Origin of the sequence: Burkholderia sp. HI2714 (assembly GCF_002223085.1) — a bacterium.
GTDB lineage: Bacteria > Pseudomonadota > Gammaproteobacteria > Burkholderiales > Burkholderiaceae > Burkholderia > Burkholderia lata_D.
Window position 1 is genome coordinate 1 of sequence record NZ_NKFM01000047.1, and the last position, 20,140, is coordinate 20,140.

A 20,140-nucleotide genomic window follows, 5' to 3' on the forward strand; every position below is an offset into this window, starting at 1 on the left:
ATGGCACAACAGCAGCAGCCCAAAAAGGTCAGCCTGAAAAACATTCGCAACCTCGCCGCATGGGACACCGCTATGCGCGAGTCCGTTCTGGGCCTTGCCTGACAAGGGCCTTCATGCGGAAGCCCTGGCCCTCCACGACTGAACTTGACGGAGTCCAATGATGAGCGATCTCACCACCCATCCGCTGCGCACCGACATGCTGCTCGCGATGCGGCGCCTAGCGCGCTCCGTCACGGTCATCAGCAGTGCGCACGACGGCCGGCGCTACTCGATGTCCGCGACGGCGGTCGATTCGCTGTCGACCGATCCGCCTTCGCTGCTGATCTGCATCAACCGCAGCGCGTCGCTGTATCCGCCGCTCGACGCGGGCGCCGGGTTCTGCGTGAACGTGTTGTCGGCGGCCCACGAAGGCATCGCGATCGACTGCAGCGGCCGCCTGAAGGGCGAGGCGCGCTTCACGACCGGCGACTGGCACACATCGGCGCTCGGCGTGCCGTATCTGCGCGACGCACAGGCGAGCCTCGTGTGCGAGCAGGACGGCCGCTTCGAGTATGGCACGCATACGGTGTTCATCGGGCGCATCCGCGAGGTGCTGATGAGCGGCGACGTCGATCCGCTCGTCTATCTCGACGGGGCCTACACGACGCCCGGCGCGCCGGTGGCCCGTGCGGCCGCGTGACGTGAGGAGCCGGCCATGAGCGATTCGCGCTTCCATCGGCTGACCGTTGCCGACGTGATTGCCGAAAGCGACGACGCGTGCTCGTTCGTGTTCGACGTGCCGGCCGCGTTGCGCGACGCATTCGCATACCGGCCCGGTCAGTTCCTGACGCTGAACGTGCCGTGCGCGGACGCCACCGTCGCGCGCTGCTATTCGCTGTCGAGCGCGCCCGGCATCGACGCCGCGCCGAAGATCACCGTCAAGCGCGTGCGCGACGGCCGCGCGTCGAACTGGCTGTGCGACCGCGTGAAGGCGGGCGATGCGCTCGACGTGCTGCCGCCGGCCGGCGTGTTCACGCCGCGCACGCTCGACGGCGACCTGCTGCTGTTCGCGGGCGGCAGTGGCATCACGCCGGTGCTGTCGATCCTGAAATCGGCGCTCGTGCACGGACGCGGGATGCTGACGCTGATCTACGCGAACCGCGACGAACGCGCGGTGATTTTCCGCGCAGAGCTGCAGCATCTCGCGCAGCGCCATCCGGGCCGCGTGCGCGTGATCCACTGGCTCGACAGCGTGCAGGGCATCCCGCAGCAGCGCCATCTCGAGGAACTCGCGCGGCCGTTCAGCCAGCAGGAGACGTTCATCTGCGGGCCCGCGCTGTTCATGGAGAACGCGCTGGCCGCGATGCTCGGCCTCGGGTTGCCGCGTTCGCGGGTCCATGTCGAGCGTTTTGCGTCGCTGCCCGATGCACCGGCACCGGCGTCGGCGGATACGACGGCGTCAAGTGTCGCATCGGCGGCCTCTGCATCCGGCGATGGCGCGGCGATCGAGACGGTGCTCGACGGCGACGCGTTCGCGTTCGACAGCGCCCCCGGCGAGACGCTGCTCGACGCGATGCTGCGCGCGGGCGTGCCGGCGCCGAATTCCTGCCGGATGGGGCAATGCGGCGCGTGCATGTGCCGGATCGAGCGCGGCGAGGTGGCGCTCGACAGCAACCACGTGCTCGACGACGACGAGATCGCGGCCGGCTGGACGCTCGCCTGTTGCGCACGGCCCGCGAGCGACGCGCTGCGCGTCGTGTTTCCCGACTGAGCCGTCGCGCGCCGGCGGCGCGCACGGCCACCCTGATCTAAGACGATGGACAACGAAATCCTGACCACGCCCGCGCTGATCGCCCGGGCAGCCGCGCGCCACGGCGCGCATCCGGCGATCGAGTCGGAGCATGGCCGGCTGACCTACGCGGAACTCGACGCGGCGCGGGTCGACGCGGCCCGCGCGCTGCTCGCGAGCGGCATCGCGGCGGGCGACCGCATCGCGGTGTGGGCGCCGAACCTGCCGGAATGGATCGTCGCGGCGCTGGCGATCCACACCGTCGGCGCGATTCTCGTGCCGGTCAATACGCGGATGAAGGGGATGGAGGTGGGCGGCATCCTGCACGACGGCGGCGCGCGGCTGCTGTTCTGCTGCGGCACCTTCCTCGGCGAATCCTATCCGGCGATGCTCGCGCCGCACCGGCCCGCGACGCTCGAGCGCGTCGTCGTGTTCGACGGCGAGCCGCCTTCAGGCGCGTGCGACGAGACCTGGAACGCGTTCCTCGCACGCGGTGCCGAGGTGCCGCTGGCCGCGGTGCGTGAACGCGAGGCACGGGTCACGCCCGACACCGTGATGGACCTGATGTTCACGTCCGGCACGACGGGCCGCCCGAAGGGCGTGATGACCGCGCACGGCCAGAACTTGCGCGCCGCGCAGGCGTGGGCGGCGATCGCCGGCGTACGTGCCGACGACCGCTACCTGATCGTCAATCCGTTCTTCCACACGTTCGGCTACAAGGCCGGCTGGCTCGCCGCGCTGTCGAGCGGCGCGACCGTGCTGCCGCATCTCGTGTTCCAGCCGGCCGATGTGCTGCGGCGCGTCGCCGACGACCGCGTCTCGGTGCTGCCCGGGCCGCCGACGCTGTACTACGCGCTGCTCGACGCACCCGATCGCGCGACGCGCGACCTGTCGTCGCTGCGGATCGCGGTGACAGGCGCGGCGGCGATCGCGCCGAGCCTGATCGAGCGGATGCGCGCGGAGCTCGGCTTCGAGACGGTGCTGACCGGCTATGGGCTGACCGAATCGTGCGGCTTCGCGACGCTGTGCCGCCAGGGCGACGATGCGCAAACCGTTGCCTGTACGTCGGGGCGTCCGATGCCGGACGTCGAGTTGCGTATCGCGGGCCAAGGCGGTGAGCCGCTCGGGCCGGACGAGACCGGCGAGATCTGGGTGCGCGGCTACAACGTGATGCGCGGCTACTTCAACCAGCCGGACGCGACGCGCGAGACGGTCGATGCGGACGGCTGGCTGCATACGGGCGATCTCGGCTGCGTCGATGCGGACGGCAACCTGAAGATCACCGATCGCATCAAGGACATGTTCATCGTCGGCGGCTTCAACTGTTATCCGGCCGAGATCGAGCGGCTGCTCGCCGCGCATCCGGCGATCGCCCAGGTGGCGCTGGTCGGCGTGCCTGATACGCGGCTCGGAGAAGTCGGGCATGCGTATGTCGTGCTGCGGCCGGGCGCGCATGCCGACGCCGACGAACTGAACGACTGGGCGCGCCGCAACATGGCGAACTACAAGGTGCCGCGGTATTTCACGTTCGTCGAGCAACTGCCGACGAGCGCGGCCGGCAAGGTGCTGAAGTACCGCCTGCGGGCGGGGACCGAGGCGGCGGCCTGAGCGCCGCCGCGACACACGAACGGGATGAACGCATGAACGACAACGGGTTTCCGCAGGGCACGGTGCTGGTGTTCGGCGGCAGCGGCGGGATCGGGCAGGGTGTCGCGCTCGAGTTTGCGCGTGCCGGCGTGCCGGTCGCGGTGGGCTATCGGAGCAAGGCCGACGTGGCCGAGCGCGTGGCGCGCGAGATTCGCGGCGAAGGCGTCGCGGCGACCACGCACTGCGTGGACGTGACCGATCCTGCCCAGGTCGACGCCGCGCTCGCGGCCGCGATCGACGCGCATGGCCGCGTGCATACGGTCGTCTGGGCGGCCGGTCCGTTCGTGAACCAGCGTCATATCGGCGACATGACGCACGATGACTGGCGCCGCGCGATCGACGTCGAGACGGTCGGCTTCTTCGTGACGGCGAAGGCTGCGTTGCCGCACTTCCGTGCGGCGGGCGGCGGATCGTTCGTGACGCTGGGCTCGGCCGGGCACCTGCGCTGGCCGGATCGCGACGGGCTGTCGGTCGCGCCGAAGGCGGCGAACGAGGCGCTGGTCAAGGGGCTGGCGCGCGAGGAGGGGCGTTACGACATTCGCGCGAATTCGATCCTGGTTGGCGTGATCGAGGCCGGGATGTTTCCGGTGCTGCTTGAACAGGGGCAGTTCGATCAGGCGTGGATCGACGAGACGCAGAAGATGCTCGCGCTCAAGCGCTGGGGGAAGGCGCACGATGTCGGGCGGGCGGCGGTGTTTCTGGCGTCGGACCGGGCCAATTACATTACCGGGCAGCAGTTGAATGTGTCGGGTGGGTATGGGTTGTAGCACGGCCGACCGAACGCGAAGGGCTGGCCGCTCGTTGCGAGCGGCCTTTGCATTTCCGATTCGCCTGGCGGCCCTGCTACCGATGCTCGATGTGTTGCACGTTCGCAAGCACTTCCGGAGAGCGCTGTGCCGGGGTTTCCGGCCGGACTGAGGGAACGCTCACGGCATTGCACCCGCTTCGTTCGTCGCTGGTCCCCATGACCTTGTCGCGAAGCCGGATGTAGGGCTGCTCGACGAACTTGTATGTCAGATGCGCGAATGCGAAATAGAAGCCGGCGAGGGTGACATACAGGACGAGTGTCGTGCGATGACTTTCGATTGACCATCCGTATTTTGCAAACATGCCGAGCACCAGTGTCAGCATGCAGATGTGTCCCAGGTAGAGGGAATACGAAATCCGGCTGGTCCAGTCGATGAAGCGATCGAGCAGACGACTGCCCGACGTGCGAATGGTCATCGCTGCGGGAAGCAACGCGGCGATGACGACGGACAGCATCGGGTAAGCCATGGTGCGGACGGTGGCGTTGGTGACGAGATAAGGCGCACCGCACGCGAAGTAGAGCGTCAGGGCGACAAATATCGGCAACGCAAATTTCCAGAGCGACGCAAGACGCGCAAACTGTTTCGGTCGTTCGATGCGGATATACGCAACGATTACCCCGATGAACAGGGAATCCAGTCGGCACAATACGATGGATCGAACATGACGATCGACATCCGATAGCGACTGGGCGTGCCAACCAAAAACGATCCTTGCGACAAGCGGGCCAGCGATGAACACCGCGCACGTTGCGAGCATCGCACGTCCGTTCGACTTCAGCACGCCTGCGGCGGCGAGAAATACGCACGGGAGCAACAGGTAGAACCATTCTTCGACGGCCAGGCTCCACGAGTGCTCGAAGAATGGTGCTGTCGGCCACGCCAGATTCTGGAGAAAGAGGAAGAACGGCCAGGCGACGTCGAGGGATGCCGGGCCGTGGTAGTCGAAGCGCAGATAGACGAGCAGGAAGAAGGCATAGAGCGGGAGGGTGCGTGCCCAGCGGCGCTTCCAGAAATCAAGAACATCGCCAGGGGCCTTGAGCTTGCCCGCTTTCCGTGACCGGATCAGTACGCTGCCGATCAGGAACCCGCTCAGAACGTAAAAGATCTCTACGCCGATCGTCCCCTGGGCCGAGAAGTACCATCTCAGCCATGCAGGCGGCGCCCCGTGCGCCACGGTATGGCTGGCGAGAACGAGGAGAACCGCGAGCGCGCGCAGTATATCCAGTCCGAATACGCGCTGATTATTGGGGGGCGGAGCGGACTTCGTCATCGATAACATGGGTGGGTTGGACGCCGAAGTGTAAATCAAACCTGGCGGGCAGAAGCGCTGGGTCCCCGGAAGGAACTGCGATGTCATGACGATGCGGGTTCGCACACGGATCGAACGCATGGCTGCATCCGGAAACCTTTGCCGGATCTGCACGACAGGCGGTAGTAATGTCTGGTTGCGGTCGCCATGCCGCGATTCCGGCCGACCGGTTCGGACTGTCGAATTCAGGGGGGAATTCGCGAGCGGTGAATCGTTCCGATGGGTGCGACTGAATTGAACAGCCGCACCCGCGTCGACGATCAGAGTTTGCGCATCACGCAACCGATATAGTCAGCGCGATCAGGGGAGAGCGTTTCGATAGTCGCCAGGCCCTCGATTTCGCGGCAGATACTAAACGTTTCGTTTCGGTTCGAGATCAGGAAATCGCGCCCGTCGACGTGGAAATTCCATTGGTGGAAGCCTTCCCAGTTCTCGTTCAGCGCCTCGTTCGCTGCATGCTCGGTCGCAATGAAGCCACCGGGTTTCGTCACGGCGACCATCTGCCGAAACGCTTCGACCGGATTGTAGCTGTGGTCGAGCGTGTTTTTCGCGTAGGTCAGGTCGAACGTGTTTGCCGGAAACATCGTGGTCAGGCATTCGCTTTCGCACTGCCGGGTTTTGATGAGGGGAAGCCCTGCGGGGAAATCCAGGCGGCTGTACAGATCGCCCAGCGCATCGACGGCGGTGATGTCCAGCGGCATGCCGTTCATCTTCTTGCCCAGCACCGTCATCGGGCCGGCCCCCACGTCGAGGATCTTCGGATTCGGGATGCCGTTCAGCAGCTCGGCCATCCACGGATGTACTTCGGCGTCGGGGTTGATGCGGAACTGAAAATCTTCCGGCCACGCACCGCCCTTCGTATCCAACCACTTCGACCAGAATTCGATTTCGTTATCGATTCCGCTAGACCACTGCAGTTTTTGCATTGTGCCCGTCCAGAGGGTATGGACGGACGATTCTATCATCCGCGGGCAGGCTGTCATCGGTCGACGAAACTTCGGGCGATGCGGGAATCGGTGCGGTGTACTGATCGGCTGCGGCTCACACGACGGCCCTTTCGCGCGGCACGCGTGAACCGGCATCCGTATTCCCCCTGACTTGCCGGGCGCACTTGCGTATCGGCCTCGCACGCGCTCTGTGCGAGGTCACACCCTTGCAACGTTTCTTCGATGCATGCGGCCATGTTCGATCGACGGTAACGGAGACGGACGTGCGCTAATGGCCGTCCGGCCTTGTTCGGCGTGCATCGCGATATCGATGCGTGCGCACACAATCGCGCGCTGCGGCGTCGCGTGCCGAATATCGATGCGTTCCTGAAACATTTCTCGCGATTTCGCCCTGCACGACGGCGAGCGTTTGGCTGCGACGCTTGCTGCGCGTGGATTGGCGTGGCATGGCACGCGCTTTGCGATTGACCCGGTGCCGTCAGTGCAGACGAATCTCGCCAGAACGATCAGGGCATCGGCGGCATGTAACGACATCGAAACAAACGGGGAATCGGATCGGGTCGCGGCGCCGCGCATGTCGTATCGGTCATGCGCACGGGGCAACGCGTTCCCGATCCGTCGAACAGCAAGCGTGCTTGCAAGGTGTCGTGCCGGGGTTCGCATCACGCAGGGCGGCGCAGGCCGCATGCGTTGGCGAGGCGCACCCGGCACATGTCGGGGGAGGCGCCCGTGAAAACGACGGTGAAGCAATGGGCAGCGGTCGCGGTGACGTGCGCCGCGAGCATGCATGCACTCGCGCAGGAGATCTACCTGCAGGGCGGCACGCAGGGCGTCGGCATCGGCGCGGCCGTGAGCTTCAATTCGATGCTGGGCGCGCATGCGGACTTCAATGCGATCGATCTTTCGCATGATTTCACGGTGGCCGGCAATCGCTATCAGGACGACCTGAAGCTGCGCCAGGGCGGCCTGTACGCGGACATCTTTCCATGGCGAGGCAGCGGCTTCCGGGCGACGCTCGGCCTGCGCTTCAACGACGATGATCTCCATGGCGTATCGGTGCCGACCAACGGCACCTATGTGTTCGGCGGCAAACGCTATCCTGCGATGCCGGGGATGTACGCGGTGGCGGAAGCGCGCTATCCGACCGTGATGCCGTACTTCGGGATCGGCTACGGGCATCGGCCGGCGTCGAAGGGGCTGGGGTTCGTCGCCGATCTCGGCGTGGCGTACGGGATACCGAAATGTTCGTACACGCTGTCGCCAGAACTGGCAGCCGCGGCTGGGCCGGCGAAGAGCCAGATCCTGGCGTCGAGCGGGCTGGATTCGCTGCGGCAGGTGATGTCGCGCTATCGGTGGTACCCGGTTTTGCAGATCGGGATTTCGTATCGGTTCTGATCGGTGGGCAGGTCACAGCGTGGCCGTGTGACGCTCGCGCGCGGGTTGTACCGGTCGGTGTGCCGGACGCGCGTTGCTGCGTTTCGCGATGAATGGATGCTCGATGTAGCGATAGGTCAGCAACGCGCAAAGTACCGCGACCAGCGCGCATCCAAGCGAGAGCAGCCAGCGTTGCAGGTCGTCCGCGGAACCGATCTGGAAAACGAACCGGTTGATCGCGTGGATCATCATGTACACGATCACCATGTGGATCATGTAGATGCTGAAGCTGGCCGTGCCGAGCAACGCGAGCGGACGGGTCTTGAGCACGCCGTAGAACGTGTTCCCGCAGGCGACGCACACGAACACGGGCAGCAGCGGCAGCACGCCCTCGATCGAATAGCGTTCGCCGGGGCTCGGGGCGACGGCAAGGATCAGCAACGCGACGGTGGCCGCCGATTTCGTGTCGAGCCGCGCGCGGATCGCGGGGTGCCGCGACATCTCGAATGCCACGGCACCGAACGCGAACAGCAGCGCCATGCTGCCAGGCTGCCCGAACAGCGTCGCGCAGATCGTGACGATCGCGAGCGCGAACAGCTTGCGCCACGCATGCGTCGCGACGAACCACGCGAGAAACGGAACGACGGCGTAGAACCGCCATTCATATCCGAGCGTCCACCAGACGCCGCTCAGATAGCTGGTGCGTTGGGCGCCGTTGATCGGGAACGCGCCGAACCAGCCGAGCGACACGGTCTTGAGCACGTCGGCCAGCAACTGCGTCGGCGCATCCACGACGTTGCGGGGAAACCAGACCAGCGTGCAGACGACGATGACGATCGCGTAAGCGAGATAGAGCGGGGCGACGCGCCGCACGCGCCCGACGAAGAAGGTCCGCACGTCGAGCGTGCCCTTGCACGCGCGTTCCCAAAACAGAAACCCGGTGACCATGAAGAACATCGCGACGGGAATCGTCCCGAGATTGCGCAGGAAGCCGGGGCTCGTGCCCCAGCTTCCGGTCGTGAGCAAACCCTGGTTGCACGCGAAGTGATGAAAGACGACGGAAGTGGCGAGGATGCCGCGGAATCCGTCCAGGTTGTGATAGCGCATCGACAGCGACTGGTCGACGGCGAACCGGTAGAACGGCGTTTGCCGCGCGACGAGCCACGCGATGATCGCCACGGCTGCGAGGCATGCCGGGAAGTAGAGTTTGTCGGGTGTCGGGGAAAAGAGGGTGTCGAGAGAAGGCGTAACGAAGTCCACTGAAAGGCGTCTCGTGTCTTGATCGGGATTTCAGGCACGGATGATCCGCGTCGATGCAAGGTCTTCTGCGCGCTTTGCTCGGCGTCATGTCGCCGGTCTCATGGTTTCGATGGTATCAAACGATGCTGATGGCCGCTGCGCGGATGCGTGAGGGCCGGCTGCCTGTCGGAGACTGGCCATTCGGCTGTCTTTCACATCGATCCGCCCCGGTTTACCTTGGACGACAGCAGTTCGACGCGTCGGGCCAGCGGCGGGAGGTGGGCGAATTCATGCCGTCCGTGACCGAGGGCCAGCGCAGACATCGTCGTCCGTCCGTCATCAAGATGATAGCAATGCTTGCACTTCATCCTGTTGGCGCTATCATTGATAGCAAATCAGGACGGAGGAATTCATGGCAAATCTACTGGTGCGTAACGTGGATGACAGTATCGTTCAGAGCCTGCGCGAGCAGGCTGCGGCAAATGGCAGGAGTGCCGAGGCCGAACATCGGGCCATTCTGGCCGATGCGCTCGGCCGGCCGAAGCGAAAGACATTTGCGCAAGTGCTGATGAGCATGCCCGATGTCGGCGACGACGCGGATTTTCAACGTGTTCAGGATTCCGGCGAGGCCAGGCGTGTATTTGATTGACACGAATATCATCAGCGAAATCAGGAAGGGCAAGCGAACCAACCGTGGCGTGCGGGCGTTCTTCACGCAGGCCGCGGCGGACGCGAGCCCGCTTTACCTGTCCGTCGTGACGGTTGCTGAACTTCGCCGCGGCGTCGATCTGATTCGTCATCGCGGCGATCATCCTCAAGCGTCGGCGCTCGAGGCCTGGATGGCGACCATCCTGTCCGGCTATGCGCCGAACATCCTGCCGGTCGACATCGAGATCAGCCAGATGTGGGGGCATTTGCGCGTGCCCGATCCGACGCACGAACTCGACAAGCTGATCGCGGCTACCGCGCTGATCAACGATCTCACGGTGGTCACGCGCAATGTCGCGGATTTCGCCCGCACCGGCGTCAGGCTGCTGAACCCGTTCGACTGACCCTCGTTGCCGCGCTGCGGCAACCGGTACCGGCTCACCGTCTCCTCCCGCAAGCACGGCCCGTCCCGCCGGGCTTCCACGCGCGCCTGCGCCACGCCGATTCCCCGCCGCCTCTCGTCCCAACAGACGATGTAACACCACCCCCGACCGGCCAGAATCCTTTCACGAACAACGGATTCTGAACCAGGAGGAGGCCGACATGATCGATGTCCGTGCGCTTGGCTATGTCGTCGTCGAGGCGACGCGCGTCGATGCGTGGCGCCGCTACGCGGAAGACGTGCTGGGCATGCAGGCGCTCGACGCGCCCGACGGCGCGCTGTACCTGAAGATGGACGAGCGCGATTTCCGCTACGTGATCGTTCCCGGCTCGACCGACCGCTATTTCGCGTCGGGCTGGGAACTGCCCGATGGCCCCGCGTTCGACGCCGCGCTCGCGGCATTGCAGCAAGCGGGTGTCGAAGCCGTGCACGCCACGCGCGACGAAGCCGCACTGCGCCGCGTGCAGGCGATGGCGTGGTGCACCGACCCGTCCGGCAACCGCCACGAGCTGTACTGGGGCGCGCGCTGCGACTTCCGCCGCTTCGTGTCGCCGCTCGGCGTCGCGCGCTTCGTCACCGGCGACATGGGGCTCGGCCACGCGGTGCTGCCCGCGCCGCAGTTCGACGCGACCGACGCATTCGTGCGCGGCGTGCTCGGCTTCGAGCTGTCCGACATCTTCCGTGTGAAGTTCACGCCCGATCCCGCCGAACCCGAGAAACGCATCCACTTCATGCACTGCCGCAACGCGCGCCATCACAGCCTCGCGCTGTTCGAGATGGCCGTGCCGTCGGGCTGCGTGCACGTGATGGCGGAAGTCGACTCGATGGACGAAGTGGGTCGCGCGCTCGACCGCGTGGCCGCGCACGACGTGAAGCTGTCCGCGACGCTCGGCCGGCACTGCAACGACCAGATGATCTCTTTCTACATGAAGACCCCCGGCGGCTTCGATCTCGAATACGGCTTCGGCGGCCTCACGGTCGACTGGTCGAAGCATGCGGTGTTCGAGGCCACGAAGGTGAGCCAGTGGGGCCACGATTTCAGCATCGGATACCGGTAAGCCAGCACGATGACGATGAAACCTCTCGACAAGACGATGTCCGCGCGCGACGTGGTCGCGCAACTCGCCGACGGCATGACGATCGGCATCGGCGGATGGGGGCCGCGGCGCAAGCCGATGGCGCTGGTGCGCGAAATCGCGCGCTCGAACCTGAAGGACCTGACGATCGTCGCGTACGGCGGCGCCGATGTCGGCCTGCTGTGCGCTGCGGACAAGGTGCGCAAGGTGGTGTTCGGCTTCGTGTCGCTCGACGTGATTCCGCTCGAACCGCATTTCCGCCGGGCCCGCGAGCAGGGCCGCGTCGATGTGCTCGAACTCGACGAAGGGATGCTGCAGCTCGGCCTGCGCGCGGCCGCCGCGCGCCTGCCGTTCCTGCCGACCCGCGCCGGGCTCGGCACCGCGCTGCTCGATCACGCGCCGCAACTGCGCACGGTGCAATCGCCGTATGACGACGGCGAGACGCTGCTCGCGATGCCCGCGATCGAACTCGACGCCGCGCTGCTGCACGTGAACGCGGCCGACCGGATGGGCAACACGCGCATCGACGGCCCCGATCCGTTCTTCGATGCGTGGATGGCGCGCGCTGCACGGCGCTGCTACGTGTCGGCGGAAGCGGTCGACGCATCGCTCGCGAGCGAGGACCTCGACGCCGCCAGACGCAACCCGTTCGAGCGCTCGCTCGTCACCGGCGTCGTGCATGCGCCGGGCGGCGCGCACCCGACGTCGTGCGGGCCGGCCTACGGCTGGGACCTGCCGCACCTGCGCGCGTACTGCGCCAGCGCGGAAGACGACGCGAAAACGACGGCGTACCTGCGCGACGTGGTCGGCCAGGACGAACGCCAGTACTTCGAAGGCGTCGGCGGCCTGTCGCACGTGACGACGCTGTCGTTGCCGATTCTGTAAAGGAGCGCCTGTGAGCGAATCTCTCGACCATTCCCTCGCGGAACTGATGATCGTCGCGTCCGCGCGACTCTGGCGCGACGACGGCGAAGTGCTGGCAACCGGCATCGGCACGGGCCCGCGGCTCGCGGCCGGCCTCGCGCGGCTCGCGTACAACAACGGGCTGATGCTGACCGATGGCGAAGCGTATCTCGTCGAGGAGCCGGTGCCGCTTGGGCCCCGCCCCGACGGCTATCGTGTGAAGGCGAGCGGCTGGATGACCTACGAGCGTGTGTTCGACTGCCTGTGGCACGGCCGCCGCCATGCGCTCGTGATGCCGACGCAGATCGACCGCTTCGGCCAGGCCAACATCTCGTGGCTCGGCGACGACTACGCGCGGCCGAAGACGCAACTGCTCGGCGCACGCGGCTTCCCCGGCAACTCGACGAACCATGCGAATTCGTTTTTCGTCAGCGGCCACGGCAAGCGCACGTTCGTCGAGAGCGAAGTCGACATGGTGTGCACGGTCGGATACAACCCGGCGCGCCGGCTGCCTGGCATGAAAACCTTTGTCGACCTGCGCAGCATCGTCACCGACCTGTGCGTGATGGATTTCGGCGGGTCCGACCACGCGATCTGCGTGCGTTCGCTGCATCCGGGCGTGAGCTTCGACGAGGTGCAGGACGCGACGGGCTTCCCGCTGGTCGCCGCACCCGACCTCGGCACGACGGCCGCTCCGAACGCGGAAGACCTGCGCATCATGCGCGCGCTCGATCCGCACAACCTGCGCGCGACGATCGTGCGCAACAATCCGGCGCCGCGCCGGGGATGAGGTCCGACATGGAAGCGACCCAGGTGACCTTCGGCGACGGTGTCGTCGACTACGCGGTCGAGGATGGCATCGCGACGATCACGATGAACCGCCCGGAGTATCACAACGCGCAGAACTCGAAGATGACGTATGCGCTCGACGCGGCGTTCCGGCGCGCGGCGCACGACGACGCGGTGAAGGTGATCGTGCTCGCGGGCGCCGGCAAGCATTTCTCGGCAGGGCACGATATCGGCACGCCGGGCCGCGACATCCACGAGTCGTTCGACCGCGCATCGTTGTGGTACGACCACGTCGACAAGGAAGGCGGCGAATTCCTCTATGCGCGCGAGCAGGAGGTGTACCTCGGGATGTGCCGGCGCTGGCGCGACCTGCCGAAGCCGACGATCGCGATGGTGCAGGGCGCGTGCATCGCGGGCGGGCTGATGCTCGCGTGGGTGTGCGACCTGATCGTCGCGTCCGAGGATGCGTTCTTCGCCGATCCGGTCGTGCGGATGGGGATTCCGGGCGTCGAATACTTCGCGCATGCGTACGAGCTGAACCCGCGCATCGCGAAGGAATTCCTGTTCCTCGGCGAGCGGATGCCGGCCGAGCGCGCGTACCAGATGGGAATGGTCAACCGTGTGGTGCCGCGCGAGCGGCTGCGCGATGCGACCTATGCGATCGCCGCGAAGATCGCGACGATGCCGCGCCTCGGGCTCACGCTGACCAAGCAGGCGCTGAACCACGTCGAGGAGCTGCAGGGCAAGCGCGCGGCGATGGATGCGGCGTTCGCGTGGCATCACTTCGCGCATGCGCACAACGAGCTGGTGAGCGGCGACCGCCTCGGCGGCTACGACGCGCGCAGCATGGCCAGCTCGCAGCGCCAGCCGAACGGCGCGGACCGCAGCGACGCGCAGGCACCGGCACCGGTTGCCGTCAACGGAGCCGCCGCATGAGTACGACGCTGCATACGCCCTTGTGCGACCTGCTCGGCTGCCGTTACCCGATCGTGCAGACCGCGATGGGCTGGGTGGCCGATGCGCGGCTCGTCGCGGCCACCAGCAATGCCGGCGGCTTCGGCTTCCTGGCCGGTGCGACGCTCGAACCCGAGCAGGTCGAGGCCGAGATCCTGAAAGTGAAGTCGCTGACGGACCAGCCGTTCGGCATCAACTTCCACATGTTCCAGAAGAACGCGCAGCAGGTCGTCGAACTGGCGATCGAGCACCGGTTGCGCGCGGTGAGCTACGGCCGCGGGCCCGATGCGAAGACGATCCGCCGCTTCAAGGATGCCGGCATCGTCTGCATGCCGACCGTCGGCGCGCCGAAGCATGCGGCGAAAGCGGTCCAACTCGGCGCGGACATCGTGACGGTGCAGGGCGCGGAAGGCGGCGGCCACACGGGCTCGGTGCCGACCACGCTGTTGTTGCCGAAGGTGCTCGACGCGGTGCGCGTGCCGGTGATCGCGGCCGGCGGCTTCTTCGACGGGCGCGGGCTGGCTGCCGCGCTCGCGTATGGCGCGGCCGGCATCGCGATGGGCACGCGCTTCCTGATGAGCGCCGAATCGCCGGTGCCGCGCGAGACGCTCGATCGCTACGTCGCGGTCGGCGACCCGGCGCGCATCCGCGTATCGGACGCGCTCGACGGGCTGCCGCAACGAATGATCGACAACCCGTATCTGCTGAAGCTCGAACGCTTCGGTCCGCTGCGCCGCACGTGGTTCGCACTGAAGACCGCCGAAGCGTGGCGGCGCCAGAACGGGCTGAGCACGGGCGACATGCTCGGCCTCGCGCTCAAGGCGCTGCGCTCGCAGGACTACACCGCGAGCCAGACGCTGATGGCCGCGAACGCGCCGTTCCTGATCCAGCGCGCGATCGTCGAGGGCCGCCCGGATGAAGGCGTGCTGCCGAGCGGCCAGGCGGCCGCGATGATCGGCGCGATCGAATCATGCGACGCGTTGATCGCACGGATCGTCGCGGAAGCCGGCGAGCGGCTCGACGCACTGGCCGCGCTGCGCGCTGCGCCGGCCGCACAGGCCGCATGAAAACATAACAGGGAGGCTTTGGAGATGACAGCATCCAACCAACCGGCCGGCGCGACGCCGTTCCGGATCGATCGCGCCGACGGCATTGCCGAACTGGTGATCGCCCATCCGCCCGTGAACGCGCTCGACGCGCGGGGCTGGCATGCGCTCTCGCGTGCGCTCGATGCGCTCGGCGAAGACGACGACGTGCGTGTGATCGTCGTGCGCGGCGAAGGGCGCGGCTTCTGCGCGGGCGTCGACATCAAGGAACTGGCCGCGCATCCGGAGCGGATCGTGGCGGTCAACGCGGGCAACTACGAGACGTTCCGTGCGGTGCACCGCAACCCGAAGCCGGTGATCGCGGCCGTGCACGGCTTCGTGCTCGGCGGCGGGATCGGCATCTGCGGCGCGGCGGACATCGTCGTCGCGGCCGATTGCGCGCGCTTCGGCGTGCCCGAGATCGACCGCGGCGCGATGGGCGGCGGCGCGCATCTGCAGCGGCTGTTCGGCGTGCAGAAGGTGCGCATGATGTATTTCACCGGCGACATGATCGACGCGGCCGAAGCGTACCGGCTCGGCGCGGTCGAGCAGGTCGTGACGCGCGACACGCTGCGCGACGCGGCGCTCGCGATCGCCCGCAAGATCGCGGAGAAGAGCCCGGCGATGGTGCGGCTCGCGAAGGAGGCGCTGAACGGCGTCGAGGATGGCGATCTCGAGGGCAAGTACCGCTGGGAGCAGGGCTTCACGCTGCAGGCGTACATGACGAACGACTCGACGGAAGCGCGCGCCGCGTTCGTCGAGAAGCGCGATGCGCGTTTCGACGCGCAGGCAACCGCCGAGGAGGCACGCGCATGAACCTGACCTATACGCCGCAGCAGCAGGCGTTCCGCGCGGAGATCCGCGAATGGCTCGCCGCGCACGTGCCGCGCGAGCGGCTGCCGAGCTTCGACACCGAGGAAGGCTTCGCCGCGCACCGCGAATGGGAGCGCACGCTGCACTCGGGCCGCTGGAGCATGGTCACGTGGCCGCGCGAACTCGGCGGGCGCGGCTGCGACCTGATCGAGTGGCTGATCTTCGAGGAAGAGTACTGGCGTGCCGACGCGCCGATGCGCGTGAACCAGAACGGCATCTTCCTGCTCGGCCCGACGCTGATGGATTTCGGCACGGCGGAGCAGAAGGCGCGTTTCCTGCCCGCGATGGCGGCCGGCGAGCACGTGTGGGCGCAGGGCTGGTCGGAGCCGAACGCGGGCTCCGACATGGCCGCGATCCGCACGACGGCCGCCCGCATCGGCGACGAATACGTGCTGAACGGCCAGAAGATCTGGTCGACGCGCGCGGTATGGGCCGACTGGCTGTTTGGCCTCTTCCGCAGCGATCCCGAATCGTCGCGCCACCACGGGCTCACGTTCCTGATGGTGCCGCTGTCCGCGCCGGGCATCACGGTGCGACCGATCCGCCAGCTGAACGGGCAGACCGGCTTCGCGGAAATCTTCTTCGACGACGTACGTGTGCCGGTCGAGAACCGGCTGGCAGCCGAAGGCGCGGGATGGCAGGTCGCGATGGCGACGGCCGGCTTCGAGCGCGGGCTGATGCTGCGTTCGCCGGCACGGTTCCAGCGCACGGCACAGGCGCTGCGCGACCTGTATCTCGCGCACCGTGACAGCGCCGACCGCGATCCGACGCTGCGCGAGCGCGTGGTGCAGGCGTGGATGGATGCGCAGGCCTATGCGCTGTCGACCTACGCGACCGCGAGCCGGCTACTGAAGGGCGGCCACATCGGCGCGGAGTCGAGCACCAACAAGGTGTTCTGGTCGGAACTCGATTTGCGCATGCACCAGACCGCGCTCGACATCCTCGGCGCGCACGGCGAGGTCGTCCCGCAGACGGCCGCGCAGCACGCGACGCTCGGCCACTGGCTCGACGGCTTCCTGTTCGCGCAGGCCGGCACGATCTACGCGGGCACCAACGAGATCCAGCGCAACATCGTCGCCGAACGGATGCTCGGCATGCCGCGCGCGTAAGCGTGCCGGCGCCACTCTTACAGAACGGACATCGTATGGATTTCGTATTCGATGAAGACCAGGAAGCGCTCGCGGACAGCGTGAAGCGCCTGCTGATGACCGAGATGACGCCCGAGCTGATCCGCGAGCTGTGGGCCACGCCGACCGGGCGTTCGGACGACCTGTGGGCGCTGTTCGCGTCGCAGGGGCTGACCGCCGTGTCGGTGCCCGAGGCGCACGGCGGCCTCGGACTGACCGAAGCGGAATGGGCGCTGCTCGCGCAGGCCTACGGCTATTTCGGCAGCCCCGAACCGTTGCTCGACACGGCGCTCGTGTCGGCCGGCGTGCTGGCGCGGCTGCCGGCGAGCGACTGGCGCGACGCGCTGCTGCACGACATCGCCGAAGGGCGTGCGCGCGTCGCGCTCGTGCATCCGGTGAACCCGTATGCGGCCGACGTGCACGTCGCGCAGACGCTGCTGTGCGAGCACCGCGGCGAGCTGCACCGCGTCGATCCTGTGCAGTGCGCGTGGCGTGCGGTCGACAGCGTCGACCCGTCGCGGCGGCTGTTCACGCTCGACTGGGAGCCGTCGGCGGCCACCCGCATCGCGAGCGCCGACGAGGCCGCGCCGCTGCTGAACCGCGCGCTCGACCACGGCGCGTTCGCGGTGGCCGCGCAACTGCTCGGCCTCACGCAGCGCGTGCTCGACGTCGCGATCGACTACAGCGCGCAGCGCAAGCAGTTCGGCAAGGCGATCGGCTCGTACCAGGCGCTCAAGCACCTGCTCGCCGATGTCGCGATCCGCTACGAGTTCGCACGGCCGGTGGTCGCGCGCGCCGCGCAGGCGATCGCCGACGATCACCCGCGGCGCGCGGTGTTCGTGTCGCACGCGAAGCTCGCCGCGACGTCGGCCGCGCAGCTCGCCGCACGCCACTCGATGCAGGTGCACGGCGCGATCGGCTACACGTGGGAGCTCGACCTGCAGATCTTCATGAAACGCATCTGGGCGCTCTCCGGCAGCTGGGGCGACAGCGCGTTCCACAAGGCCCGCGTGGCCGACGCGATCCTCGGCGACGCGTTGCCGATCGGCCCCGCGCAGACCTTCGACCTCGAGGAATTGAACTGATGAAACAAGCCTATATCGTCGACGCGCTGCGCGCGCCGACCGGCCGCCGCAAGGGCGGGCTCGCGCACGTGCATGCGGCGGACCTCGGCGGCTTCGTGCTGAAGACGCTGGTCGAGCGCAACGCGATTCCCGCCGATGAATACGACGACGTGGTGTTCGGCTGCGTCGACACGATCGGCCCGCTCGCGGGCAACATCGCGCGCACCTGCTGGCTCGCGGCCGGGCTGCCGCTGCAGGTGCCGGGTGTGACGGTCGATCGCCAGTGCGGCTCGTCGCAGCAGGCCGTGCACTTCGCCGCGCAGGCGGTGATGAGCGGCGTGCAGGACGTGGTGGTGGCCGGCGGCGTGCAGACGATGACGCAGATCCCGATCTCGTCCGCGATGACCTGCGCCGCGCCGCTTGGCTTCAACGACCCGTTCTCGGGCAGCACCGGCTGGCGCGCGCGCTTCGGCGATGCGCCGGTGTCGCAGTTCGTCGCCGCACAGCGGATCGCCGATCACTGGAACCTGTCGCGCGACGCGATGGAGCGCTATGCGCTCGAAAGCCACCGCCGCGCGGTCGCGGCGATCGAGGCCGGGCATTTCAAGCGGGAAATCGTGCCGCTCGAAGGCGTGATGCACGACGAAACGCCGCGCCCCGACACGTCGCTGGAAAAGATGGCGACGCTCGAACCGCTGACGCCGGGCGGCTCGCTGACGGCTGCCGTCGCGAGCCAGACCTGCGATGCGGCCGCCGCGCTGCTGATCGTGTCGGAGGAGGCGTTGAAGCGCTATGGCCTCACGCCGCGCGCACGCATCCATCACCTGAGCGTGCTCGGGGACGATCCGCTGTGGATGCTCACCGCGCCGATTCCCGCGACAAAGGCCGCGCTCAAAAAGGCCGGCCTCGACTGGTCGCAGATCGACGTCGTCGAGATGAACGAGGCGTTCGCATCGGTCGCGCAGGCATGGCTCGCCGACACGCGGTTCCCGCACGAAAAAACCAACCCGAACGGCGGCGGCATCGCGCTCGGCCATCCGCTCGGTGCGACCGGCGCACGGCTGATGACGACGCTGCTGCACGAACTGGAACGCACGGGCGGCCGCTACGGGCTGCAGACGATGTGCGAAGGCGGCGGTCTCGCGAACGTCACGATCATCGAGCGCCTGTGAGCGCGTCACCTTCACGATCCACGAGGCACAAGCATGGGAATCTGTAACGGACGCACCGTCATCATCACCGGCGCGGGCGGCGGGCTCGGGCGCGAATACGCGCTCGCGTTCGCGGCCGAAGGCGCGGCGGTCGTCGTCAACGACATCCGGCGCGATGCCGCGCAAGCGGTCGTCGACGCGATCGCGCAACGCGGTGGCCACGCGCTCGCGAACGCGGACGACATCACGCAGGTCGACACCGCGCAGCGGATCGTCGACGCGGCACGCGAAGCGTTCGGCGACGTGCACGTGCTCGTCAACAACGCGGGCATCTGCCGCGACAAGATGTTCACGAGCATGACCGAAACCGACTGGGACGACGTGATGCGCGTGCACCTGCGCGGCCACTTCTGCCTGTCGAGCGTGCTGGCGCGCGTGTGGCGCGACGCGGCGAAGGCCGGCAACCCGGTCGATGCGCGGATCGTCAACACGAGTTCGGGCGCCGGGTTGCAAGGCTCGATCGGCCAGTCGAACTACGGCGCGGCGAAGGCCGGGATCGCCGCGCTCACGCTGATGCAGGCGGCCGAGCTGCAGCGCTACGGCGTGCGCGTGAACGCGCTGGCACCGGCCGCGCGCACGTCGATGACCGAAGGCGTGTTCGCCGACATGATGAAGAAGCCCGAGGACGGCGGCTTCGACTATTTCGATCCGGCCAACGTCGCGCCGCTGGTCGTGTGGCTCGGCAGCGCGCTGTCGGCTGACGTGACGGGCCAGGTGTTCGAGGTCGCGGGCGGGATGATCGCGGTCGCGGAAGGCTGGCGTACCGGCCCGAGCGTCGATCGCGGCGCGCGCTGGGAAGCGGCCGAGGTCGGCCCGGCGGTGGCACAGCTGCTCGCCGATGCGCGTCCCGCGCAGCGCGTGTACGGGAGCTGACC

The 20,140-nt window shown here is 67.3% G+C and carries 20 protein-coding genes; 17 read left to right on the forward strand and 3 right to left on the reverse strand.

Annotation, left to right across the window (positions count from 1 at the left end):
- Window positions 1-160 precede the first annotated feature (160 nt).
- The 4 genes from CFB82_RS24685 to CFB82_RS24700 are packed head-to-tail and all read left to right on the forward strand — an operon-like array spanning window position 161 to window position 4,182.
- On the forward strand, window positions 161-679 hold the full coding sequence (locus tag CFB82_RS24685; protein WP_089429085.1) for a flavin reductase family protein: 519 nt from the start codon (window positions 161-163) through the stop codon (window positions 677-679).
- A 15-nt stretch (window positions 680-694) separates the two neighbouring features.
- A complete protein-coding gene (locus CFB82_RS24690; RefSeq protein ID WP_089485665.1) occupies window positions 695-1,750 on the forward strand; it encodes a ferredoxin--NADP reductase in 1,056 nt (351 codons plus the stop codon).
- Between the two features lie 45 nt (window positions 1,751-1,795).
- The gene (locus CFB82_RS24695) at window positions 1,796-3,376 is read left to right on the forward strand and encodes a FadD3 family acyl-CoA ligase (protein WP_089485666.1); all 1,581 of its coding nucleotides are present in this window, start codon (window positions 1,796-1,798) and stop codon (window positions 3,374-3,376) included.
- A gap of 32 nt (window positions 3,377-3,408) precedes the next feature.
- The gene (locus tag CFB82_RS24700) at window positions 3,409-4,182 is read left to right on the forward strand and encodes an SDR family NAD(P)-dependent oxidoreductase (RefSeq protein WP_089485667.1); all 774 of its coding nucleotides are present in this window, start codon (window positions 3,409-3,411) and stop codon (window positions 4,180-4,182) included.
- 76 nt (window positions 4,183-4,258) lie between these two features.
- On the opposite strand, the gene CFB82_RS24705 is transcribed toward CFB82_RS24700, so the two are convergent.
- Together CFB82_RS24705 and CFB82_RS24710 are read right to left on the reverse strand one after the other, a co-directional pair.
- Window positions 4,259-5,614 carry an acyltransferase family protein gene (locus tag CFB82_RS24705; protein WP_089485668.1) on the reverse strand — a complete coding sequence of 452 codons (1,356 nt, stop codon included), beginning with the start codon at window positions 5,612-5,614 and terminating at the stop codon, window positions 4,259-4,261.
- Window positions 5,615-5,793: 179 nt separating this feature from the next.
- A complete protein-coding gene (locus CFB82_RS24710) occupies window positions 5,794-6,459 on the reverse strand; it encodes a class I SAM-dependent methyltransferase (RefSeq protein ID WP_179254230.1) in 666 nt (221 codons plus the stop codon).
- A gap of 732 nt (window positions 6,460-7,191) precedes the next feature.
- Between CFB82_RS24710 and CFB82_RS24715 the strand changes: the two genes are divergently transcribed.
- Window positions 7,192-7,875, forward strand: coding sequence for a hypothetical protein (locus CFB82_RS24715; RefSeq protein ID WP_089485669.1), 684 nt, complete (start codon window positions 7,192-7,194; stop codon window positions 7,873-7,875).
- A gap of 12 nt (window positions 7,876-7,887) precedes the next feature.
- Here the strand turns inward: CFB82_RS24715 and CFB82_RS24720 are convergent, their stop codons facing one another.
- Complete coding sequence (locus CFB82_RS24720) at window positions 7,888-9,114, reverse strand: acyltransferase family protein (RefSeq protein WP_089485670.1); 1,227 nt, start codon at window positions 9,112-9,114, stop codon at window positions 7,888-7,890.
- Window positions 9,115-9,505: 391 nt separating this feature from the next.
- On the opposite strand from CFB82_RS24720, the gene CFB82_RS24725 reads away from it, so the two are divergent.
- From CFB82_RS24725 to CFB82_RS24780, 12 genes are all read left to right on the forward strand, one after another.
- Window positions 9,506-9,742: a FitA-like ribbon-helix-helix domain-containing protein gene (locus tag CFB82_RS24725; protein WP_039351245.1), complete on the forward strand. Its 237-nt coding sequence runs from the start codon at window positions 9,506-9,508 to the stop codon at window positions 9,740-9,742.
- Window positions 9,729-10,145 carry a type II toxin-antitoxin system VapC family toxin gene (locus CFB82_RS24730; protein WP_226203062.1) on the forward strand — a complete coding sequence of 139 codons (417 nt, stop codon included), beginning with the start codon at window positions 9,729-9,731 and terminating at the stop codon, window positions 10,143-10,145. The genes CFB82_RS24725 and CFB82_RS24730 overlap by 14 nt, the downstream gene beginning before the upstream one ends.
- A gap of 199 nt (window positions 10,146-10,344) precedes the next feature.
- A complete protein-coding gene (locus CFB82_RS24735) occupies window positions 10,345-11,241 on the forward strand; it encodes a VOC family protein (protein WP_089485671.1) in 897 nt (298 codons plus the stop codon).
- Between the two features lie 9 nt (window positions 11,242-11,250).
- Window positions 11,251-12,144: a CoA transferase subunit A gene (locus CFB82_RS24740; RefSeq protein ID WP_089485672.1), complete on the forward strand. Its 894-nt coding sequence runs from the start codon at window positions 11,251-11,253 to the stop codon at window positions 12,142-12,144.
- A 10-nt stretch (window positions 12,145-12,154) separates the two neighbouring features.
- Window positions 12,155-12,952: a CoA-transferase subunit beta gene (locus CFB82_RS24745; RefSeq protein WP_089485673.1), complete on the forward strand. Its 798-nt coding sequence runs from the start codon at window positions 12,155-12,157 to the stop codon at window positions 12,950-12,952.
- A gap of 8 nt (window positions 12,953-12,960) precedes the next feature.
- Complete coding sequence (locus tag CFB82_RS24750; RefSeq protein WP_089485674.1) at window positions 12,961-13,887, forward strand: enoyl-CoA hydratase; 927 nt, start codon at window positions 12,961-12,963, stop codon at window positions 13,885-13,887.
- Entirely contained in the window at window positions 13,884-14,972 is a 1,089-nt protein-coding gene (locus tag CFB82_RS24755) for an NAD(P)H-dependent flavin oxidoreductase (protein WP_089485675.1), read from the forward strand. Before CFB82_RS24750 ends, CFB82_RS24755 begins: the two co-directional genes overlap by 4 nt.
- Window positions 14,973-14,996: 24 nt before the next feature.
- Window positions 14,997-15,806 carry an enoyl-CoA hydratase family protein gene (locus CFB82_RS24760; protein ID WP_089485676.1) on the forward strand — a complete coding sequence of 270 codons (810 nt, stop codon included), beginning with the start codon at window positions 14,997-14,999 and terminating at the stop codon, window positions 15,804-15,806.
- The gene (locus CFB82_RS24765; protein ID WP_021159434.1) at window positions 15,803-16,972 is read left to right on the forward strand and encodes an acyl-CoA dehydrogenase family protein; all 1,170 of its coding nucleotides are present in this window, start codon (window positions 15,803-15,805) and stop codon (window positions 16,970-16,972) included. Before CFB82_RS24760 ends, CFB82_RS24765 begins: the two co-directional genes overlap by 4 nt.
- A 35-nt stretch (window positions 16,973-17,007) precedes the next feature.
- The gene (locus CFB82_RS24770; RefSeq protein WP_089485677.1) at window positions 17,008-18,075 is read left to right on the forward strand and encodes an acyl-CoA dehydrogenase family protein; all 1,068 of its coding nucleotides are present in this window, start codon (window positions 17,008-17,010) and stop codon (window positions 18,073-18,075) included.
- The gene (locus CFB82_RS24775) at window positions 18,075-19,226 is read left to right on the forward strand and encodes an acetyl-CoA C-acetyltransferase (RefSeq protein ID WP_089485678.1); all 1,152 of its coding nucleotides are present in this window, start codon (window positions 18,075-18,077) and stop codon (window positions 19,224-19,226) included. The genes CFB82_RS24770 and CFB82_RS24775 overlap by 1 nt, the downstream gene beginning before the upstream one ends.
- 33 nt (window positions 19,227-19,259) lie before the next feature.
- Complete coding sequence (locus tag CFB82_RS24780) at window positions 19,260-20,138, forward strand: SDR family oxidoreductase (protein ID WP_089485679.1); 879 nt, start codon at window positions 19,260-19,262, stop codon at window positions 20,136-20,138.
- Window positions 20,139-20,140 lie beyond the last annotated feature (2 nt).